Below are 19,532 nucleotides of genomic sequence, written 5' to 3' on the forward strand. Positions count from 1 at the left end.
GGCCAATATCTTTCTGGATTCCCAATCAAGTTGGGAATGACGACATAGGGACTCCTTATATACTAATGTCATTCCCATAAATGTCATTCCCGTGAAAACGGGAATCCAGAGGGATGTCCTGTGAGTCGGGTTCTACTTACAAGCTCTTGCTTGTCATTGGGACATTTGAAAGCGGGAAGCCGGCCAATATCTTTCTTTCTGGATTTCCAGTCAAGCTGGGAATGACAGCATAGATTTACTATCAGGTTGGAAACGGCAAAGGGGGAGGTCGCCTTCAATGACATATTAAGGCGAAAAAAAAACAACAAAGTCTGTAGCCACGCGATTGCTTCGCCCCGGTCGCTTTCAATGACTTTTAAAAAACAATCGCCTGATCGTCTACTTTAATCATTTAGAGCGAAACGCCAACTCTCTCACCGCCCTCGAGAGAGCTCCAAACTCCTCGACGGAGAGCGTCTCCCCCCGGCGGCCGAGGTTTATCCCGGCCGCCTCCCCCAACGCATCCAGATCACCCGGAGATACAATATCGGGGACAGACTTTAGGGCGTTTCTCAGGGTCTTCCTCCGGTTGTTGAACGCCGCCCGGACTATCGCCTTGAATATCTTTAGGTCGCCCGCGTCGCAGAGTTGGTTTTCGCGGACTTTAAATAGTACCACGGCGGAGTCCACCTTCGGAACCGGGTGGAAGTTCCCCCTGCCGACCTTAAATTCCTGCGTTATGTCGCACTGAAGCGTCGCCATGACGGTCAACGCCCCGTATTTTTTCGTTCCGGGCACAGCCGTCAGCCTCTCTGCCACCTCCCTCTGGAGCATCAGGACGAACCTGTCGATACGCGCTCCCGCCTCCAGCAGCCTGAATATCATCTCGGTGGAGATATTGTAGGGGAGGTTCGCCACGACAACAAGCTTCCCGCCGATCCTCTCCCCCAGGGCGGCAAAGTCGTACTTCAGCGCATCATAGAGGACGACCTCCATCTCCCCCCGGCCGATCTCCTCCGTGAACCTCTCCGACACGAGCTCCGCCAGCTTCCTGTCCGACTCTATCGCGATGAGCCTCTTTGCCCGACTGACGAGGAGTTGGGTCAAAACGCCCGTCCCCGGCCCTATCTCAACGATCGTATCATTCCCCCCCACCATTGCTGTGTCGACGATCCTCCCGGCGATCGCCCCCTGAACGAGGAAGTGCTGCCCCCTCCCCTTGTAGGGGAAAATCCCGCTATCTCTGAGCGTCCTCTTTAACGATCCTGCTTTCACTCTATTATCAAATATCCGATTTTTCCCCGCCGCTCTTTATCTTCCTAAGGGCGAAGACCGACCTCAGTGTAACGAAGTAGGCAATAACGGCGGTGATCGTCCCCACCATGAGAAAACCGACGACCAAAGAGAGCATGACCTCGGATCCGAGGGACATGAGCCCGTTGAAGTCGTTGACAACATTATCGGGCATTTCAAGGGAGTAGCCAAGGATCGCCTTTCCGAGCTTTAGCTCGTAGAAGTAAAAAACCGGCATCGTAAAGGGATTGGCGAAGAACGTCCCGGCCAGGGCGGAGAGCTTGTTTGCCCTTAAGATAAAGGAGAGGCCGAGGGCGAAGATGGTCTGCGTTCCGGCGAGTGGTGAAAACGCCATCAATACGCCGATCCCCATCCCGAGGGCGATCTGGCCCGGCGTGTCGTCGGATTTTACGGCCCTTTTCAGAAGGTCCTTGAAGCTTCTCCTCTTCTTCTTTTTTTTACTTTCGTCTTTTTCTTCTACCTCGGCCTCGCCCATCACCACCTCTTTACCTCCAACCTCTGCCTCGTTTTTTCGCTCCATGCCTCTCCTTTTGCCCTTTCGTTTTGACCGTCAAATCTTCACCCTTGCCCTTAAATCTTCATCCTCGATATCGCGTTCATATCGCCCCTTTCAAGGCTCGCCTCTCCCGCCTTGATGACCCCCACCGCCCCTATCATCGCCCCGTTGTCGGTGCATAGCTCCCTCTTCGGAATCACCACCCTGATGCCGTGCTCGTTTGCCCTCTCGATCATGGCCTCCCTTAGGGCGCTGTTTGACGCCACCCCCCCGCACAGGACGACCGTTTTTATCGAATCGGAGCGCCCATCTATATTTACATACGAGAGCGCAAGGCCAATGCTCTTCGTAACGAGGACCTCGACCACCGCCTCCTGAAACCCAAGGGCGATCCTGCGCGTAAGCTCCCCGTTCAATTGACCGTCCGCCTCTCTCTCCTTGATGAAGTTCCTAACGGACGTCTTGACGCCCGAAAACGAAAAGTCGAACGAATCCTTTTCGAGGTAGGCCCTGGGAAACTTTACTCCCTCCTCTCCCCTATCTCTGGCCGCGGCCGCCGCCCCCTCGATCAGTCTCCCCCCCGGGTACCCGAGCCCCAGAAGCTTTGCCACCTTGTCGAAGGCCTCCCCGGCGGCGTCGTCAAGCGTCTGCCCCATCAAGATGTATTCCATATCCCCACCGCCGTTTTCCCCGCCGATCTCTCTCACGACGTAGAGGCTGGTGTGTCCGCCGGAGACCACCAGTGCCACAAAGGGTAGTGTCGGGGGGTCTTCGGTCAAGAGGCTCGATGCAATATGCCCCTCGATGTGATTTACGCCCAGGAGGGGGATCTCGAGGGCGAGGCTCATCGCCTTTGCGGCGGATATGCCGGAGACCAGGGAACCGACAAGCCCCGGCCCCTGAGTCACTGCGATAATATCTATTTCCTTCAGTGAAACCCCGGCGGTCTCGAGGGCGGAGTCGATTATCGGTATGATGTTCTCCAGGTGCTTCCTGCTGGCAAGCTCCGGGACAACGCCCCCGAACTTCGTGTGCACCTCGTCCTGCGAGGAGACGATGTTGGACAATATCTTGAAATCCCCCGTGACCACGGCGGCCGACGTGTCGTCGCAGGAGGTATCTATCCCGAGGACAAGCATGAAAATCGGACTCCTAAACTTCCATATTCAAGAATTCGGTTGCAGATAGGGCCGAATTCCACTAAACTTAACAATACACCGATTTTGCGGCCAAGTCAAGACGGACTTAATAACTAAGCCGGGAATATGGAATCAGGATTTAAAAGGATATACACGGTAAGCGAGATTACCTCGGAAATAGCCGATAAGCTCGAGAAGGAGTTCCCCTTCGTTTGGGTGGAAGGGGAGATAACCGGTTTGAGGAGGCCGGCGTCGGGCCATATATATTTTTCGCTGAAGGACGAGGACGCTAGCCTCAGGTGCGTCATGTTCAAGCAGAATACGAGATACCTGTCTGTAATAACCACAGATTTTGCCGACGATGACGATTACGAAGGGGGAGGCGAAAGGGAGAGCGACGATGAATCTAATCAGCCCTCCCTCTTTGCCTTCAGGCCCGCCGCCCGAAAAACGGCTCCCTTCAGACCGGAGGACGGACAGCACGTCCTGGTCATGGGCAGAATCGGGGTCTACGCCGCGAGGGGCGAGTACCAGCTTGTCGCGGAGGTGATCGAGCCGGTCGGTATCGGGACTATGACCTTGGCCCTGGAGCGTTTAAAGGAGGACCTGAAGGAGAAGGGCTACTTCGACCCGGAAAGGAAAAAGCCCCTTCCCTTCCTCCCGAAAAAGATCGCCGTGGTGACGTCGCCAACGGGGGCGGCCCTTTTCGACATACTTAAGGTAATTTACCAGAGGCACCCGAAGGCCCACGTGATTGTCTGCCCTGCCCGGGTTCAGGGGGAGGGGGCGGAGCTGGAGATAGCCCATGCGATCGATCTCGTAAACGAAAACGGGCTTGCCGACGTCATCATCTGCGGGAGGGGGGGCGGAAGCCTGGAAGACCTAATGCCCTTCAACACGAAGGAAGTGGCCGACGCCGCCTTCAGGTCAAAAATCCCGATCGTCTCCGCCGTAGGGCACGAGATAGATTTCACCATCCTCGACTTCACGGCGGACGTCCGCGCCCCCACGCCTACCGCCGCCGCCGAGATGGTCGTCCCGAGAATCGACGACCTCCTCATGACAATAGACACAGCCTTTGAGAGGCTGACGGCGGGGGCGGAGGACGCCCTCACAAAAAGAAAGAGGGAGCTGACAAACCTCCTGAAGCGACTGAGGACGCCGGAAGATTCTATAGAGCTTATGAGGAGAAGGATCGAGGCGATGGCCCGGCTCTTCGTGACGTCCGTCTCCGGGAAGCTGGATGAGAGAAAAATCCGCTTTTGGTCGGCCGCCTCGGCACTGAAAAAGATGAGCCCAAGAGACGTCCTGGCGAGGGGATACGCCGTCGTTAGGCGGGCAGATACGGGCGAGGTGATCCGAAACGCCGGCCAGATCGAGGTCGGGGAGACGGCGGAGATAAGCCTCCACACAGGCAGCCTTACCGCAAATGTTGTCAAACGCGATATAAAGGATTGAAGATACAAGGTGAATATCATAAAGCGGCTCGTAGTTACTTCTTTATTTATGTTGCCCTTCAATTTCGTTCCCCTTGCCCTCTCTGCCACGCTGAACGCCCCGGAGGTCGTAAAACAGGGAAAAGTCTACATCGTTGGGCTCTCGGGAGAAAAGGATATCTCGATCGTCAAAGGAACGTTCTGCAAAAAGAACGTCTACTTCAACCGGACGCCCTACCCGGGGACATACTCCGGACTCATGGGTGTGGACGTGTCGGAGGAGGCGGGGGAAAAGCTCCTCAGGGTGGTAATCAAGAGAGGCGACGGCAAGGTCGAGATGGTGGATACGGAGATAACGATCAAGGAGGTCGATTTCGGCGTCCAGAGGATAAGGGTCCCTAAAAAATGGGTGGACTACGACGGTGAAACCGAAGAGAGGGTAAGGGTCGAAAGCGAAAAAATCAAAGAGGTACTGGGTATGGAAACGGAAGAGAGGCTCTGGGACGCCCCCTTCATGAGGCCGGCGGAGGGGAGAATTTCAACGACCTTCGGCCTTCTTCGCTACGTCAACGGCACACCAAAAAGCCCCCACTGCGGCATCGACATCGTCGCCTACCTCGGAACGCCTGTCCTCTCCGCAAACAGCGGCAGGGTGGCCCTCGTTCTGAATGCATATATTCCTGGTCTCACAGTCATTATCGATCACGGCCAGGGGCTCTACTCCATGTATTGCCATCTCCTTAAATCTCTTGTCGAGGAGGGGGAGGCGCTAGACCGCGGCCAGGAGATTGCGCTGGTGGGGGGGACGGGGAGGATAACCGGGGTACACCTCCACTACGGCGTCATCCTCAATTCAAACTGTGTAGATCCCCTTGCCGTGGAGAAGATAGACGTGAATGAGAATGGATCAATTTTTATTTCGAGGTAGCTTGTATGCGGGAAAAAGACGGCATCTATTTTACTCGTACGCTCAAAGCGGTAGGCAGAAGACTTGTCAGGTCGGCCCTCTTTTTTGCGGCGATTTCGGTCATGACGCTGGCGCCGGGGATATCCTCTCACTCGGCGGATCTCGTCTGCCCGGGCGAGATGGTTCAGGGGGAAATCGTAGTCATAACGATAAACGGAGAGGGTGATATTGTCGATTCCGAAGGTCTCTTCGACTCGAGGCGCATCTACTTCAATCCCTCATCCCGGCCCTACATATTCTTCGGGCTTCTGAGCGCCGACCTCACTGCGAAACCGGTCGCAAGGCGGCTGACCGTTACCGTAAGAAAGAGCGACGGCACAAAGGAACTCCTGGGCCGCGAGATAAAAGTCAAGAAGGGCGACTTCAAGACGCAGTATCTGACCCTCGAAAAGAAGTGGGTTCACTACTCAGATGAGGACATGAAGAGGATAAGGGAGGACAACCGGGCGCTCGCTGCTCTCTACAAGACCGAGACCGGCGACAGGCTCTGGTCGAAGCCGTTCATCATGCCCCTCACAGGGAGGATCTCCAGCGACTTCGGATTGAGAAGATTTATCAACGGGGAGCCAAGGGCATCCCACAGCGGGATAGACATCGTGGAAGTTGCCGGCACGCCTGTCGCTGCCCCAAACGACGGGAGGGTGGCGCTGGTAAGGGAGATGTTCTTCTCCGGCTTGTCCCTCTTCATCGATCACGGCCAGGGCCTCTACACGATGTTCTTTCACCTCTCGGAGGTGGCGGTAAAAGAGGGAGACACCATAACCCGGGGGGAGACGATAGCCTTCGTCGGTGCAACGGGGAGGGTCACCGGAGCGCACCTCCACTTCGGCGTTCGCCACACCGGAAACAAGGTCAGCCCCTGGGATCTCGTTAATCTAAAAATCCCCTGAAATCCTTTCCCTTGACTTTGATAATTTTAGGGGATATTATTTAATAATGGACGGATGTTATTGCAATACAAAAGCACAAACAAAGCAGGTATGATATAAAACGCTGGGAGGCGAAGGAAACCAGGTGGCCAGAAAGGAAGAGGAGGCCGGCTTCGATTTAGAGCTTGGAGAATTCGACGCTGGACTTGAAAAATTGGAGGAGATAGTCGAGAGACTGGATGCGGGCGAGCTGAACCTCGAGGAGTCCCTTTCTACATTCGAGGAAGGGATGAAGCTGATAAAGGCGCTGACAAAGAAACTGGAAGAGGCGGAAAAGAGGATAGATATACTGAAAAAAGGCGGAGACGGGCAAATCAAGATTGAACAATTCGAGGGGGAGGGCTGATCGGGGATACGACACTCGCGGCTGCATTAAGAGTGAGGGGGTCGGGGATATGTTGACCGTGGTAGCAGGGGGGGAGGGCTGACCGGAGATACGACAATCGCGGCTGCATGAAGAGTCAGGGGGGGTCTTGGATGCGTTTACAGTGGTCGTTCAAGGGGTAAAGGGCTGATTGGGGGGATGTAGTTGTGGTTATCTGGGAGCGTCGGTCAACGGGCTGTTATATTGATTGATATGTGAGAGCGCAATTAGAACAATATGTCTTTTGTCCGCTCTAATGTCCAATGGTAGTTTTTTAGTAGGGTTTCTTTTAGGCAGGAGACAACCATTTTTAACCTTTCGGACTACCTAAACGACAGACGCAAGCTGATCGATGGGGGCTTGAAGAAGGTAATCGATGATCTCGACGAAGCCTCCGGGACACTGAAGCGGGCGATGGAATACAGCCTCTTTTCGGGAGGCAAGAGGTTGAGGCCGATTCTCGCCTTCGCCGCCGCAGAGGCGGTCGGAGGAACGGCTGTGGACGCCCTTCCCGCCGCTGTTGCCCTGGAGCTCATCCACACATATTCGCTGGTTCACGACGACCTCCCCGCGATGGACGACGACGACCTGAGGCGGGGAATCCCTACAAGCCACAAGGTCTTCGGAGAGGCGCAGGCCGTCCTTGCCGGAGACGCCCTTCTGACAAAGGCCTTTTCGGTGTTGACCGACTCCGCAAACAACAACACCGATCCGAAAAAGCTGTTGACCGTCGCCCACGAGATCGCCGTCGCCGCGGGAGAGGAGGGGATGCTCGGGGGACAGATCGCCGACATAGAGTCTGAGAGGAAGGAGGTCGACCTCCCCAGCCTCGAATTCATCCACATCAGAAAGACCGGCGCGCTGATCCTGGCGTCGGTCCGCTCCGGAGCGATATTGGGCGACTCCGGCACAAAGAGATTGGACGAGAAGTCACTGCAGAAGCTGAGCGAATACGGCAGAAATATTGGCCTGGCGTTTCAGATATCGGACGACATATTGGACGTCATCGGAGACAAGGAAGTAATGGGGAAAAAACCGGGGCAGGATCACGTAAAAGGCAAGGCCACGTACCCTTCCCTCCTGGGACTTTCCGAGTCGAAGAGGATGGCGGAAGAGCTGGTAAAAAGGGCGATTGAATCCCTTTCGGGCTTCGGCGATGCGGCGCAGCCCCTAAGGGCAATCGGGAACTTCATAATTGAGAGGCAATCTTGAAAAGGAATAAGAAGCAATGAGTGGACTCCTTAAGAATATAAGCGATCCGGAGGATATAAAAAAACTCACGATAGACGAGCTAACGGAGCTTGCCGAGGAGATCCGAGAGTTTATCATCGATACGGTATCGGTAACCGGGGGGCACCTTGCGCCGAGCCTTGGCACCGTTGAGCTTACGCTGGCGCTGTACCACGTATTTTCGCCCCCAAAAGATAAGATAATCTGGGATGTCGGGCATCAGGCCTACACCCACAAGATAATAACCGGCAGGAGAAAGAACTTCTCAACGCTGAGACAGCTTGGGGGAATCTCCGGCTTTCCGAAGATCAAGGAGAATCCCCTGGATACCTTCGGAACGGGCCATAGCTCGACCTCCATATCCGCGGCCCTCGGAATAGCCTCCGGGAAATGTATCAACGACGAAGGCGGAATGGTCATCGCTGTCATAGGGGACGGCTCGATGACCGGCGGAGAAGCATTCGAGGGGCTGAATCAGGCGGGGCACCTCGAAAAGAAAATCATAGTGATATTGAACGACAATGAGATGTCGATCGATCCGAACGTGGGGGCGCTGTCCTCCTTTTTCTCCCGGCACTTATCTTCAAAGCCGGTAGTCAACCTCAAGAAGGAGATCGAGGCCATCCTGAGGTCGGTCCCCGGCATAGGCGAGGACATGGTGAAGATAGCCAAGAAAGCGGAGGACGCCATCAAGGGCTTTGTGACCCCCGGCATGCTCTTCGAGTCGCTTAACATCCAGTACTTCGGCCCAATAGACGGACACAGGATCGACCGCCTGGTCGAGACACTTTCAAACGTCAAAGAGATCAACGCCCCGATCCTCCTCCACATCTTGACGAAAAAGGGCAAGGGCTACATCCCGGCGGAGGACAACCCGTCGATGTTCCACGGAATCGGGCCCTTCGATGTCGACACTGGGGACCCGGTCGTGTCGAGTCCGGAGATTCCCACCTACACGAAGATCTTCGGAAACACGCTTTTAAAGCTCGCCCGAAAAAACAAGAAGATAGTCGCAATAACCGCCGCGATGTCCGACGGGACGGGCCTCTCCCTGTTCTCAAAAAAGTATCCCGACAGGTTTTTCGACGTGGGCATCGCGGAACAGCACGCCGTAACGTTTGCCGCGGGACTCGCAACGCAGGGACTGACCCCGATCTTAGCGATCTACTCAACCTTTCTCCAAAGGGCTTACGATCAGATCATCCACGACGTATGCCTCCAGGACCTCCCCGTAATTTTTTGTATCGACAGAGGGGGTATCGTCGGGCACGACGGTCCAACGCACCACGGGCTGTTCGACATCGCATTCTTGAGAAGCATCCCCAACATGATATATATGTCCCCGAAAGACGAAAACGAGCTCGCCCGTATGATTGTAACCGCAACCAACCTCAATAAACCGACGGCGATAAGATACCCCCGGGGGAAGGGATTAGGAGTGAAGATGGATGACAGCCCAAAGGAGCTTAAGATCGGCAGGGCCGAAGTCATTACGAAGGGGGACGACATCACGATCGTCGCTTTGGGGCCCATGGTCGCATTCGCCGAGGACGCCGTGAGGCGTTTGGAAACGAGGAGCATCCGCGCCACGCTTATCAACGCCAGGTTCGTTAAACCCCTGGATATTTATACGATCGGCTCTTCCGTGGAAAAGACCGGGACGCTCCTCACCGTAGAGGAGGGAATCCTCTCCGGTGGATTCGGAAGCGGCGTAATGGAGGGACTTGCCGAAGCCAACATCACGGCGGCCAAAACCGGCGAGGCCGCCCTTATCAAGCGTCTGGGTATACCCGACGAGTTCGTGGAGCACGGCCCCCAGGACGTCCTGAGGGCGAGATACGGTCTCTCCCCCGCCGGCATCTTCGAGGCGGCGCTCGCCCTCGTGGACGAAAAGAAAAAGGGGCGAAGTGGCACCGCCGAAATCAAGGGATGAAAGGGACCTAAGGCCGAGACTCGATACCCTCCTGGTCGATAGGGGCCTTCTCCCCACCAGAGAAAAATCTAGGGCCTTAATCATGGCGGGCGAGGTCCTTGTAGACGGGGAGCCTGTAGTAAAGTCAGGCACCCGGGTCAAGCGTGACTCCGAGATCGTAATCCTCGACAAAACCCCCAGATACGTCAGCCGCGGAGGAATAAAGCTCGAGGCGGCCTTAAGCGCCTTCTCACCCGAAGTCGAGGGAAAGGTCGCTCTCGACGTCGGGGCGTCGACAGGGGGCTTCACTGACTGCCTCCTGAAATTCGGGGCCGCCCACGTCTATGCCCTCGACGTCGGATACGGCCAGCTCGACTGGAGGCTGAGAAACGACCCGAGGGTCACGGTCTTGGAGAGGAAAAACATTCGCAGTGTAAAAAAAGCCGATTTCGACCGAAATATAGAGCTTATCGTAATCGACGTCTCCTTCATATCGCTAAAGAAGGTCATACCCGTAGTCAGAGACATCCTGAACGAAGGGGGAAGTCTAATCGCCCTGATAAAGCCCCAATTCGAGGTGGGAAGGGGAGAGGTGGGAAAGGGTGGGGTGGTGAGGGACGAGGAGAAACATCGAAGGGTTGTTGATGAGATAAAGGCCTTCTCTATCGAAAACGGATACATATCTCTCGGTACTATCCCGTCGCCCATTCTCGGACCGAAGGGAAACAGGGAGTTTTTCATTTACCTGAAACGGAATGACGCCTTTTAAAGGTTGAAGGATTTTACTATTTAAGAAACGGAGTTGTTTGTGAAGCCTAAGCCCTTTTTAAAGTCGAAGCCGCCCATCATTTTCGCCCACAGGGGCGCCCACGCCCGATTCCCGGAGAACACGATCCCCGCCTTCGAAGAGGCCCTGAGGGTGGGAACTAACTACATCGAAACGGACACCCAGCTGACGAGAGACGGCGTTCCTATCCTCCACCACGACGACAACGTGGTAAATCTAACAGGTGAGGATAGGTTCATTCGGGACCTCACCCTAAAAGAGCTGAAGAAACTGGACGCCGGGTATACTTTTTCGCCCGACGGGGGAAAGAGCTTCCCCCACCGCGGCAAAGGGATACATATCCCCTCACTGGAGGAGGTCCTCAGGAAATTCGACCTTGCCAGGTTCAACATCGATATCAAGGACGGAACAGCCGAGAGCGCAAAGGTGGTTCTTTATATTGTAAAAAGGCATAAGGCTGGTGACAGGGTCCTTTTGGCCTCCTTCGCCCATCCTGCCCTCGCCTACATCAGAAAAGAGGCGCCGGAGATTGCCACCAGCGCCTGCCGGAAAGAGGTCGTAAGATTCCTGATAGACTCCCTAATCAGGGGAAAACGTGTCAAGGCCGTCCCCTACGACGCCCTTCAGGTTCCCGAAAAACAGCACGGCATAAAGGTGGTAAACAGGAGGCTTTTAAAAGGGGCTAAGGCCCTGGGCCTTCAGGTGCACGTTTGGACGATAAACGACGAGGAGACGATGAAGAGGCTCCTCAAGCTCGGGGTGGATGGAATCATCACCGACCGCCCCGATATTGCGCTGCAGGTCGCAAGGTCGTTCAAAAACACTCGACAAATATTTTAGCTGAAAAACACGGCTTATCCTATTGACACGCCAAAGATAGTCCCTATATTATTATCCATAGGTTGTTGTTTCTTGTGAATCTGAAGCTCGATTTAGAAAGGATCAGTTATGGAAAATCGCACGATTGAGACACTGAGTGAGAATCTTAAGAGACTCATCGCAATCATCGAGGGCGACGCCTCTTTAGAGGCTATTGCATCGGCCCAGAAATCGTTCACAAGCGCCGTGGAAGAAGCAATGAAGAAATACAACGAGGGAAAGATCGAGGTGCAGGTCAGGGGCCTCCCCGCGGACATGCACATCTTCGCCACGAGGGACCTCCCGAAAATCATCGAGGACGAGGGCCAGTGGCCTAAAATCCTGAAAGACCTCAAAAGATTCGAGCGGGTCATGGAGCTTGTGGTTGAGCCGAAGGAGGGAGATTGAAAGAAGCCTTACCTATTTCAAGAAGGACTGGGGTGAAAGACGGCTTGGGGGAAAACGGGAGTGGAGGTTCCCTGAAGGGCAGATAAAAAAATGCCATCGGCAAATTTTTTACTTAAAGAAGACTTTCCCTTCTGCGGTGGAAAATTTTTTGATCTGTAAATACGGCTACACTCCAATAAAAATTTCGGTGCCATCCGATGAATAACGGCCTCGCCATATTATGGCGATCTCTTCACCCTATTCACCATTCAGCGCAATCTCGAAGGAATCCATCCGAAAGAGAATTTAGACTTGTGCTGCAACCTTAACCCAGCTCCACAAGGTTCACCTTAAAAAGATTAGACAGGTTATTTTAAGTAATTTAAACCCAGCCGCATATTTGCAGAGAGGCGTTACAGATAGGCGAATATATCTATCCCTATCCGCCTCGGCAATCCGCTTCGGTAACATCTTTATCTAATACCATATCTGTCTGTCAGGACACATAGGCGACGCCGCCCAGTTCCCTGGGGACGCTCCTCTTGAACTTCACCGCCGGAATCCCAAGGATCATAGCGGCCAATACCCTGTTTTCCACAGGTATCCTAAACTTCTCCTTTATCTTTTTGCTCCTTTCCACGACCGGGGGGATCATCCCTATAAAACAGCTCCCGAGCCCGAGGGATTGAGCCCCTATCGAGGCGTACGTCGCGGCGATCCAGACATCCTCCATGTTGCTGGCGCCGTGGGGATTGATGTGAAAGAGGATCAGCACGGGGGCGTCGTATGTGATGACGTCCCTGCCCCGCTTTCTCTCCTCGATGCAGATCCCCGCGGCCGGCACAACGTGCTCCCTTAGAACATCGTACATGATCTTGCCGTGCATCAGCCTTAATATTAGCCTCATGGGTGTCTTCATGATCCACAAAAGCCCTTCGTACTCCTTTGCGATCATATCTATCAGCGCCTCCATATCCGCCCTCTTGTCGAATATGGTAAGCTCCACCATGCTCGGCGGCACCCCCATGGGGGCCGTTGCGGCGGCGTCCACGATCGATTTGATGACATTCCTCGGCACCTTGTCCTTTTTGTAGCTCCTTATCGACCTCCTCCCCAGCAGCATCTGGTAGAGGGAGTCAAAATCGACATTCTTTTTTTTCAGGGCCGGAAAGTCCCTGTAATCGAGCCCTTCAACGATAATCGATTTTGTGGGACATACCGCCATGCAGAGCCCGCACTTGAAGCAGGCCCAGTCCGGATAGGGTTGATACTCGTATCGGCCGTCCACCTCCCTGATTATCTTGGCGGAGCATACCTCCGCACACAAACCGCACCTCCTGCAGGTCTCCTGAATAATTGTCGTCATATATCCTCCCATCTAAAAAAAGCATATGGACCGGGATCGAGAGCCAATCCGTAAAAACGCCGTATCCGTTTTAAGAATATTATTCGAGATATGTTAACAAGGCAGAGATGACGTGTCAAATCATTTCATATCAAATCATTAATAACTCAACCGTATCTCCTTGGAGATTCCAAACCGCACCTTCAAAATCTCACAAAATATTTGACTTGACATTTGACTGCCAAAAGAAATATAAAAAAGGGGGGCCATCAAAAACGGTTATTATATTTCATATTTTTTGAATCCCTTTACAAGGAGTCATCATGAAGCGGATAGGCAGATTCCTCTTGGCGATTCTTGCCCTGTTTCTCATAGTCTTCGGGTTTTTCTTTTATCTCTTCAAGATATATCCATGTTTTGAGCTTGAGACCCCCTTAATTCGGGCAGACGCCGATTACGAGATAGTGACGGTAGATGACGCATACGTCCTGATTGAGAACGGCCTCCCCTACCCCACCGACTTCGAGGCGAGGAGCTACCCGAGACAAGACCTCTCCGGCATATGGAAGATGCGCCTCGACGACAAAGACGTGGGGGAAAAGGAGGGGTGGCATGAAACGGCAGACGGGGGCGACGGCTGGGCGGACGTAAAGGTGCCCTCCACCTACAATTACTACAACGGGCCGTACACCGGCCATCAGGGGATAGCCTGGTTTTTCTGCAAATTCAGGCCCGACAGAGATATTGCCGACTCGGGATTTATACGTCTTTGTTTCGAGGGGGTGCTCTTGAGGTCGAAGGTCTGGATCAACGGGGAGCTCGTCGGCTTTCACGAGGGGGGCTATTCCCCATTCTTCTATGACGTAACGAAATATCTAAAGGAGGGAGAGGAAAACGTCATAATAGTCAGGACCGACAACAGGCTTACCTTCAAATCGATCCCTACAAAATCGTGGAAAGACCACAGCCCCGGATGGGGGGTCTACGGGGGTATCTACCGGGACGCCTACCTCGAGGGGATGCCGAAGAACTACATCTTCAAGGCGGTCGCCGACCCGAAGATCGAGGAGATCGACGGCAAAGAGGCCGGCGTTGTCGATGTCCAGCTTTTCATCCACAACCTCGACCTTAAGAGACACTACATAATCTCCGGAAAGATGAGGGGCAAAGACGGCTCCGAATACTCCACCTCCGAATATCTTTATCGTTCCAAAGACAAGATAGAGAAAAAGACGTTGAGCATAAATGTAAAGAATCCCCGCCTCTGGTCGCCGGATAGCCCGTATCTGTACGACCTCACGCTCTCGATGAAGACGGACGGCAAGACGGAGACGGTAAATACAAAGATTGGCTTTCGCACGGTGGAGATCAAAGAGGACGGGCTTTACCTCAACGGCGAGAAGATTTTTTTGAGGGGTATAAGCAAGCACGAGGACGACCCGGAACTGGGGGCAACCCTGAACCCCGAAATCATCGACAGGGACCTGACGTTGATTGAGGATATGAACGCCAACTTCATAAGGTTTGCCCACTACCCCCACAACGCAAAGGAGCTTCGCGCCGCCAGGAACAGGGGAATTTTAATAAGCGAGGAGATCCCCTACTACAAGGTGGGGATCGGCTGGACGGAGTGGTTTCAGGAGAAGAAGGGTATCATCGAGTTTCCCGTTGCCACCTTCGGGATGAAACAGCTGAAAGACAGGGAACTCATGTCCCTTGCCCAGCGCCAGCTGATAGAGATGGTCGAGCGGGACAGGAACAATCCCGCCGTCATCATCTGGTTTGTCGCAAACGAAACCTACACGCTGTTTGACGATGGGGGCGAGTTCTACGGCTGGATGCGCGACGTCGTCAGGCTTTTTGACCAAACGAGGCCAGTCACCATGGCGGAGCAGACCTACGACATACCCACCTTTGACGACAGGAGGACGACGGCAGATTACCTCGACATTGTCTCGATAAACAGCTACTTCGGCTGGTACTACGGCACATACGATGGGGTCGGCCCCCATCTGGACAACTTCCACAAGAACCACCCGGAAAAACCGATCTTCCTCACCGAGTTCGGCGCAAGCGCCGGCCCCGGCAGGCACGACTCGGACGGGGTATTCGTAGCCGATAGGGTCAGCCCCGGGAAGACCTACTCGGAAGATTATCAGGAAAAGGTGATCAGGGGATACATCGAGATCGCCCTTACGAAGGACTACGTTACGGGAGTCTGCCCCTGGAACTTCGCCGATTTCTGGTGCCCCTGGTTTCCGAATAATCCCGTGCCCAACTACAACTGCAAGGGGGTAATGTCGAGGGACCGCGTCCCGAAGATGTCGTACGGCTCCTTAAAGGAGATCTACGGAGAGATAAAGGAGAGGGGCAACTGAGGTTTAATCTCGCCGGAGAAGGCATTGAAGGAAGAGGATTTTAAAGAATTTCACCGTTTAGTTACTGAACGGCGATGTCAAACTTGACCATTCAAAACGGGATCAATGCAGGGCCGCCGAGGGAAACGAGTCAAAGGTGGATATGATTTTTTTAGACAACAATTAAAGACAATACGGAAAGGTTGGATATGTCAAGAAGGGCCGAGATAAAGAGGAAGACGACGGAGACCGATATCAAGCTCACGATAGAGCTGGACGGTGAGGGGAAGTACAGCGTTAAGACGCCGGTTGGATTTCTGAACCACATGCTTGAGCTGTTCAGCCGCCACGGCCTTTTCGACCTGGTCGTAGAGGCCGGGGGAGACACGGAGGTCGATCACCATCACACGACCGAGGACATAGGGATCTGTCTGGGCGACGCCGTCCTCGATGCGCTGGGGGACAAGGCGGGGATAAAGCGCTACGGCACGGCGACCGTCCCCATGGACGAGGCGCTGGCCACCGCGGTGGTAGACCTCTCGGGCAGGCCCTTTCTGGTTTACGAGGTGGACTTCGGAAAGGAGAAGGTGGGTGAGTTCGACGTGGAGCTCTTCGAGGAGTTCTTCCGGGCCTTTGCCAACCACGCTATGGCGAACGTCCATATAGTGCTTCACCACGGCGAGAACACTCACCACATGGCGGAGGCTTGCTTCAAGGCGTTCGCCCGCTCCCTGGCTGAGGCCGTGAAGGTCGACCCGAGGATCATGGGCGTCCTCTCAACAAAGGGGAGCCTCTGATTATTAGGTGCGGTCGCCGTATTGACCGGATTAATTTTGCCTCAAGCCCAAGCGGTAACAAAGGGAAGAGATACACGGCAGCGATCCATCTTAAATAAAAATACCCCCCTTCAGTCGCGCTGAAGGGGGGCGAATATTATATGTTGTAGAGCATTTCTTCCCTGATCTCCCCTCCTCCCCCCTCCCTACATCGGCCGAGCCTTTTATTTGCGTTCCCTTAAACCACCACACCCATCCCTCCCCCACCACTGCCCGTCCCCCTACCCCCTCATCCCTTAATCACACCTGCCAACACCATCCCCAATTCCCATCCCCTCTCTGATACCGCTACTTGCTGTACCTCCCGGTGAGGGTGAACTCGGCCAAGGTTATATCCTTGATCGCCTTCATCAGGCTCCTCTTGCCGGAGCCGGATTCGAGGTCCACCTTTTCGCTCAGGGCGTATACATTGAACCTGTACCGGTGTGTGCCGCTGGGCGGACACGGCCCGTCGTATTGCGCCTTTCTCCACGAGTTTTTGCCCACCGTGGCACCTATTGCGGCGGCGTCGAGCGCCTTCGGTATCTCCCCGGGAGCCGGGTCTATGTTCCAGATCAGCCAGTGGAGCCAGGTCCCCCCGGGGGCGTCCGGATCGTCCATCACTATGGCAATGGATACACATCCCTCCGGCAGGCCCTCCCACTTCAGGGGCGGAGATATATTCCTGCCGGTACAGCTATACTCGCCGGGGATCATCGCCCCCTCTTTAAATGCCGGGCTCGTTACCACAAAACCTGTCTCCTGGCCAAACGCCGAAGGGGACAAAACAAGCAGGGCAACAGCAATAAGGGCCGCCGCTGAAACAACAAGCGACCGTTTCCCCCCGATAAACTCCTTTTTCATTTCACACCCCCCTAAATGAAATAAAATGGCTGCCGCTTACGGCTTCCGTGAAAAGTTTTTATGGGGCGAAAACCACCTTATTCGGCTACTTGCCATATACCCCCATAAGCGTAGACGTCGCAATTATTTTTCCTTCCATAGCGGCCATCAATTCGGTCTTTGACGAAGCTGTAGTCAGCTCGATTTTTTCTTTTAATGCGTATAGTTTTATCTGGTACACGTGACTCCCGCTCTCGAGGCACGGCCCCACATAGCCGTGTTTGCTAAAGTCGTTGACGCCGGTAAACCCCTTGACAAGTCCCAGCAGAATCCCCTCTTCAAGCCCTCCGAGGTTCGGATCGAGGTTCCAGACCAGCCAGTGAGTCATGGTCTTCCCTTCCGCGTCGGGATCCTCCATAATGATGACCATAGATACACAACCCTCCGGGATCCCGCTCCAAACAAGGGGCGGCGAGACATTATCGCCGTCGCATGTATATCTTACGGGAATATTTCCCATATGTTTAAATACGGGACTTTCCAGTTTCAGCTTTGCATTCTCCTGCCCCGTTAAGGCCAATGGAATCGTTAAGAGTATTATGATGGCAATGACATAAACAAACAGAGGTCTCGGGGCAAGGGGAAAGGTATTCCTTTTCATGGTATTATCTCCAATAATGCGGTAGAAATCGGTTGGATCGGTTTGAATTTCCGCAAATTATATCAATACGGAAAGGATTGTTCAAGATATTTCTCTATCCAGAGAAGTGCATGTTTATTTGTCCATCAGAAGACATTCTCGTAAAGTCTTGCACAGATATCCCACTTCTTGCTATACATTCCCGATACACTTATAGTATAATGCGCCAAATAAATTTCTATATCATTGGAGCATAAAATTATGAAGGAAATAGACTGGAAAGAAGCCGTCACCCATGCATCCCCCTATCCATACATCCTCCTGACAAGCGTCGACAAGGGCGGAAAGCCGAACGCCATGGGGCTTGGATGGTGGAGCTTTACGTCGATGAACCCGCCCCTCATCCTGGTTTCCGTCGGGAAAAGCCGCTTCACCCTTGACAATATCAGGGCGACCAAGGAGTTTGCCGTCTGTTTTCCGGGCGAGGGGATAGCGAAGGGCGCCTGGCACTGCGGCGTTGCAAGCGGCAGAGACACGGACAAGCTCAAGGATGCGGGCCTGAAGACGATTCCCGGGAAAGCGGTGAAAGCCCCCATAATCGAGGGGAGCAGCACCGCCATAGAGTGCAGGGTCGTCGATGAATTCGAGACCGGCGATCACATCGTTTTCGTCGGAGAGATGCTGGCCTATCACGGTGATCCCGAAAAGGCGATGCATATCTACTCCGTCTTTTACAGCACCCTCGTGAGCATGGACACAAAGGGGAACAGAAACTTCGCCCTCGATTTCAAATAGGATCGAGAGAGAATGCTCCCGGCGATTATGGAGTGTCAGCAATATTGGCTGTTAAGTATGGCAAATTTGTTGGGCGGCCGGTAATTCCCCTTTGAAAATCAGGCGGCCTATGGAAAGTCAGTGGAGTTTTAAGCTTTTTTAACCTCGGATATTTTTTATGAGATGTTAAACATCATATCTTTATAAAGGAGATTTTGTCATGAAGAAAGATGAGGCCTACATAAGGGCGGAGAAGCGGGTAAGGGCAAAAATCGGATTTTATTATCACCTGACCTCATATCTCATCGTGAACCTGACGCTCGTTTTCATTTGGTATTTCACGGGAGCGGGATACCAATGGTTCTGGTGGCCGATGATGGGATGGGGCATAGGCTTATTGTTTCACGCCGCCAACCTGTTCCTGTCCAAGAGCACCTTCATGGACAGGATGATTCAAAGGGAGCTTAAGAGGGAGAAGGAAAGGGAGAGTCGGAAGGGTTCTTGAGGGAGTGAGTGTTTTTATCTCCTTTATGTTTTTCGGTTCCCTTTTGTGGTCATTCTCAATTTTGCTTTTTGACTATTGCTCTTTAAGTTCCAATGCATAAAGATAGGGTCCCCAATGGTGTTTACCCCAAAAATAATGAGCCCGAACTCCGAAGTAGATAACATCGTCAATGATGATGGTGTTGGAATTTATACGACCTCTTGTCTTAAATCTCCACTTTTGGATACCACTAACAGAGTTTACAGCATACAAATAGTGATCATTACTTCCAAAATAAACCACGCCATTAACTACTGTGGGAGTTGAATATATCCGATCTCCTGTTTCAAAGCGCCACTTCAACTCACCAGTATTGGAGTCCAAAGCATACAAAAAATTATCTGCAGATCCTATATACACTAAACCTTCAACTACTGAGGGAGAAGAAAGTATTTTTTCTCCTGTCTCAAATCGCC

General features: G+C 53.4%; 20 protein-coding genes. 13 read left to right on the top strand and 7 right to left on the bottom strand.

The features are described 5' to 3' along the window. Positions 1 to 387: 387 nt before the first annotated feature. The 3 genes from rsmA to tsaD are packed head-to-tail and all read right to left on the bottom strand — an operon-like array spanning position 388 to position 2,928. Positions 388 to 1,254 carry a ribosomal RNA small subunit methyltransferase A gene (rsmA, locus tag JW984_02760; GenBank protein ID MBN1572098.1) on the bottom strand — a complete coding sequence of 289 codons (867 nt, stop codon included), beginning with the start codon at positions 1,252 to 1,254 and terminating at the stop codon, positions 388 to 390. Positions 1,255 to 1,261: 7 nt separating this feature from the next. Then, positions 1,262 to 1,813 carry a DUF2062 domain-containing protein gene (locus JW984_02765; protein MBN1572099.1) on the bottom strand — a complete coding sequence of 184 codons (552 nt, stop codon included), beginning with the start codon at positions 1,811 to 1,813 and terminating at the stop codon, positions 1,262 to 1,264. Between the two features lie 50 nt (positions 1,814 to 1,863). Beyond that, on the bottom strand, positions 1,864 to 2,928 hold the full coding sequence (tsaD, locus tag JW984_02770; GenBank protein MBN1572100.1) for a tRNA (adenosine(37)-N6)-threonylcarbamoyltransferase complex transferase subunit TsaD: 1,065 nt from the start codon (positions 2,926 to 2,928) through the stop codon (positions 1,864 to 1,866). 126 nt (positions 2,929 to 3,054) lie between these two features. Between tsaD and xseA the strand changes: the two genes are divergently transcribed. The 9 genes from xseA to JW984_02815 all read left to right on the top strand — a co-directional run bounded on the left by xseA (position 3,055) and on the right by JW984_02815 (position 11,819). Beyond that, positions 3,055 to 4,386 carry an exodeoxyribonuclease VII large subunit gene (xseA, locus tag JW984_02775; protein MBN1572101.1) on the top strand — a complete coding sequence of 444 codons (1,332 nt, stop codon included), beginning with the start codon at positions 3,055 to 3,057 and terminating at the stop codon, positions 4,384 to 4,386. Positions 4,387 to 4,395: 9 nt separating this feature from the next. Then, positions 4,396 to 5,292, top strand: coding sequence for a M23 family metallopeptidase (locus tag JW984_02780; GenBank protein ID MBN1572102.1), 897 nt, complete (start codon positions 4,396 to 4,398; stop codon positions 5,290 to 5,292). 5 nt (positions 5,293 to 5,297) lie between these two features. Next, a complete protein-coding gene (locus JW984_02785) occupies positions 5,298 to 6,221 on the top strand; it encodes a M23 family metallopeptidase (protein ID MBN1572103.1) in 924 nt (307 codons plus the stop codon). Positions 6,222 to 6,345: 124 nt separating this feature from the next. Next, positions 6,346 to 6,606, top strand: coding sequence for an exodeoxyribonuclease VII small subunit (gene xseB, locus JW984_02790; GenBank protein MBN1572104.1), 261 nt, complete (start codon positions 6,346 to 6,348; stop codon positions 6,604 to 6,606). Positions 6,607 to 6,930: 324 nt separating this feature from the next. Continuing rightward, entirely contained in the window at positions 6,931 to 7,836 is a 906-nt protein-coding gene (locus tag JW984_02795; GenBank protein MBN1572105.1) for a polyprenyl synthetase family protein, read from the top strand. A 16-nt stretch (positions 7,837 to 7,852) separates the two neighbouring features. After that, the gene (locus tag JW984_02800) at positions 7,853 to 9,787 is read left to right on the top strand and encodes a 1-deoxy-D-xylulose-5-phosphate synthase (GenBank protein ID MBN1572106.1); all 1,935 of its coding nucleotides are present in this window, start codon (positions 7,853 to 7,855) and stop codon (positions 9,785 to 9,787) included. Further along, the gene (locus tag JW984_02805) at positions 9,762 to 10,535 is read left to right on the top strand and encodes a TlyA family RNA methyltransferase (GenBank protein ID MBN1572107.1); all 774 of its coding nucleotides are present in this window, start codon (positions 9,762 to 9,764) and stop codon (positions 10,533 to 10,535) included. Before JW984_02800 ends, JW984_02805 begins: the two co-directional genes overlap by 26 nt. A 39-nt stretch (positions 10,536 to 10,574) precedes the next feature. Next, positions 10,575 to 11,393, top strand: a complete 819-nt coding sequence (locus JW984_02810; protein MBN1572108.1) for a glycerophosphodiester phosphodiesterase — start codon at positions 10,575 to 10,577, stop codon at positions 11,391 to 11,393. Between the two features lie 108 nt (positions 11,394 to 11,501). After that, positions 11,502 to 11,819, top strand: coding sequence for a hypothetical protein (locus tag JW984_02815; protein MBN1572109.1), 318 nt, complete (start codon positions 11,502 to 11,504; stop codon positions 11,817 to 11,819). A 475-nt stretch (positions 11,820 to 12,294) separates the two neighbouring features. Here JW984_02815 and JW984_02820 read toward each other — a convergent pair whose 3' ends face one another. Beyond that, the gene (locus tag JW984_02820; GenBank protein ID MBN1572110.1) at positions 12,295 to 13,164 is read right to left on the bottom strand and encodes a nitroreductase family protein; all 870 of its coding nucleotides are present in this window, start codon (positions 13,162 to 13,164) and stop codon (positions 12,295 to 12,297) included. Between the two features lie 302 nt (positions 13,165 to 13,466). Here JW984_02820 and JW984_02825 point away from each other — a divergent pair, with 302 nt between their 5' ends. After that, complete coding sequence (locus JW984_02825) at positions 13,467 to 15,521, top strand: hypothetical protein (protein MBN1572111.1); 2,055 nt, start codon at positions 13,467 to 13,469, stop codon at positions 15,519 to 15,521. A 188-nt stretch (positions 15,522 to 15,709) separates the two neighbouring features. Beyond that, positions 15,710 to 16,297, top strand: coding sequence for an imidazoleglycerol-phosphate dehydratase HisB (gene hisB / locus JW984_02830; protein MBN1572112.1), 588 nt, complete (start codon positions 15,710 to 15,712; stop codon positions 16,295 to 16,297). Positions 16,298 to 16,624: 327 nt separating this feature from the next. On the opposite strand, the gene JW984_02835 is transcribed toward hisB, so the two are convergent. Further along, positions 16,625 to 17,179: a YbhB/YbcL family Raf kinase inhibitor-like protein gene (locus tag JW984_02835; protein ID MBN1572113.1), complete on the bottom strand. Its 555-nt coding sequence runs from the start codon at positions 17,177 to 17,179 to the stop codon at positions 16,625 to 16,627. An 85-nt stretch (positions 17,180 to 17,264) separates the two neighbouring features. Further along, positions 17,265 to 17,819, bottom strand: coding sequence for a YbhB/YbcL family Raf kinase inhibitor-like protein (locus tag JW984_02840; GenBank protein ID MBN1572114.1), 555 nt, complete (start codon positions 17,817 to 17,819; stop codon positions 17,265 to 17,267). A gap of 240 nt (positions 17,820 to 18,059) precedes the next feature. On the opposite strand from JW984_02840, the gene JW984_02845 reads away from it, so the two are divergent. Continuing rightward, positions 18,060 to 18,593, top strand: a complete 534-nt coding sequence (locus JW984_02845; protein ID MBN1572115.1) for a flavin reductase family protein — start codon at positions 18,060 to 18,062, stop codon at positions 18,591 to 18,593. Between the two features lie 199 nt (positions 18,594 to 18,792). Then, positions 18,793 to 19,077 (top strand): 2TM domain-containing protein, encoded by a 285-nt coding sequence (locus JW984_02850; protein ID MBN1572116.1) that lies wholly within the window; start codon positions 18,793 to 18,795, stop codon positions 19,075 to 19,077. Positions 19,078 to 19,149: 72 nt separating this feature from the next. Here the strand turns inward: JW984_02850 and JW984_02855 are convergent. Next, positions 19,150 to 19,532 (bottom strand): PQQ-like beta-propeller repeat protein (locus tag JW984_02855; GenBank protein MBN1572117.1); only part of this gene is annotated, 383 nt, incomplete at its 5' end.

This window comes from Candidatus Zymogenus saltonus, assembly GCA_016929395.1.
Classification (GTDB): Bacteria; Desulfobacterota; Zymogenia; order Zymogenales; family Zymogenaceae; genus Zymogenus; species Zymogenus saltonus.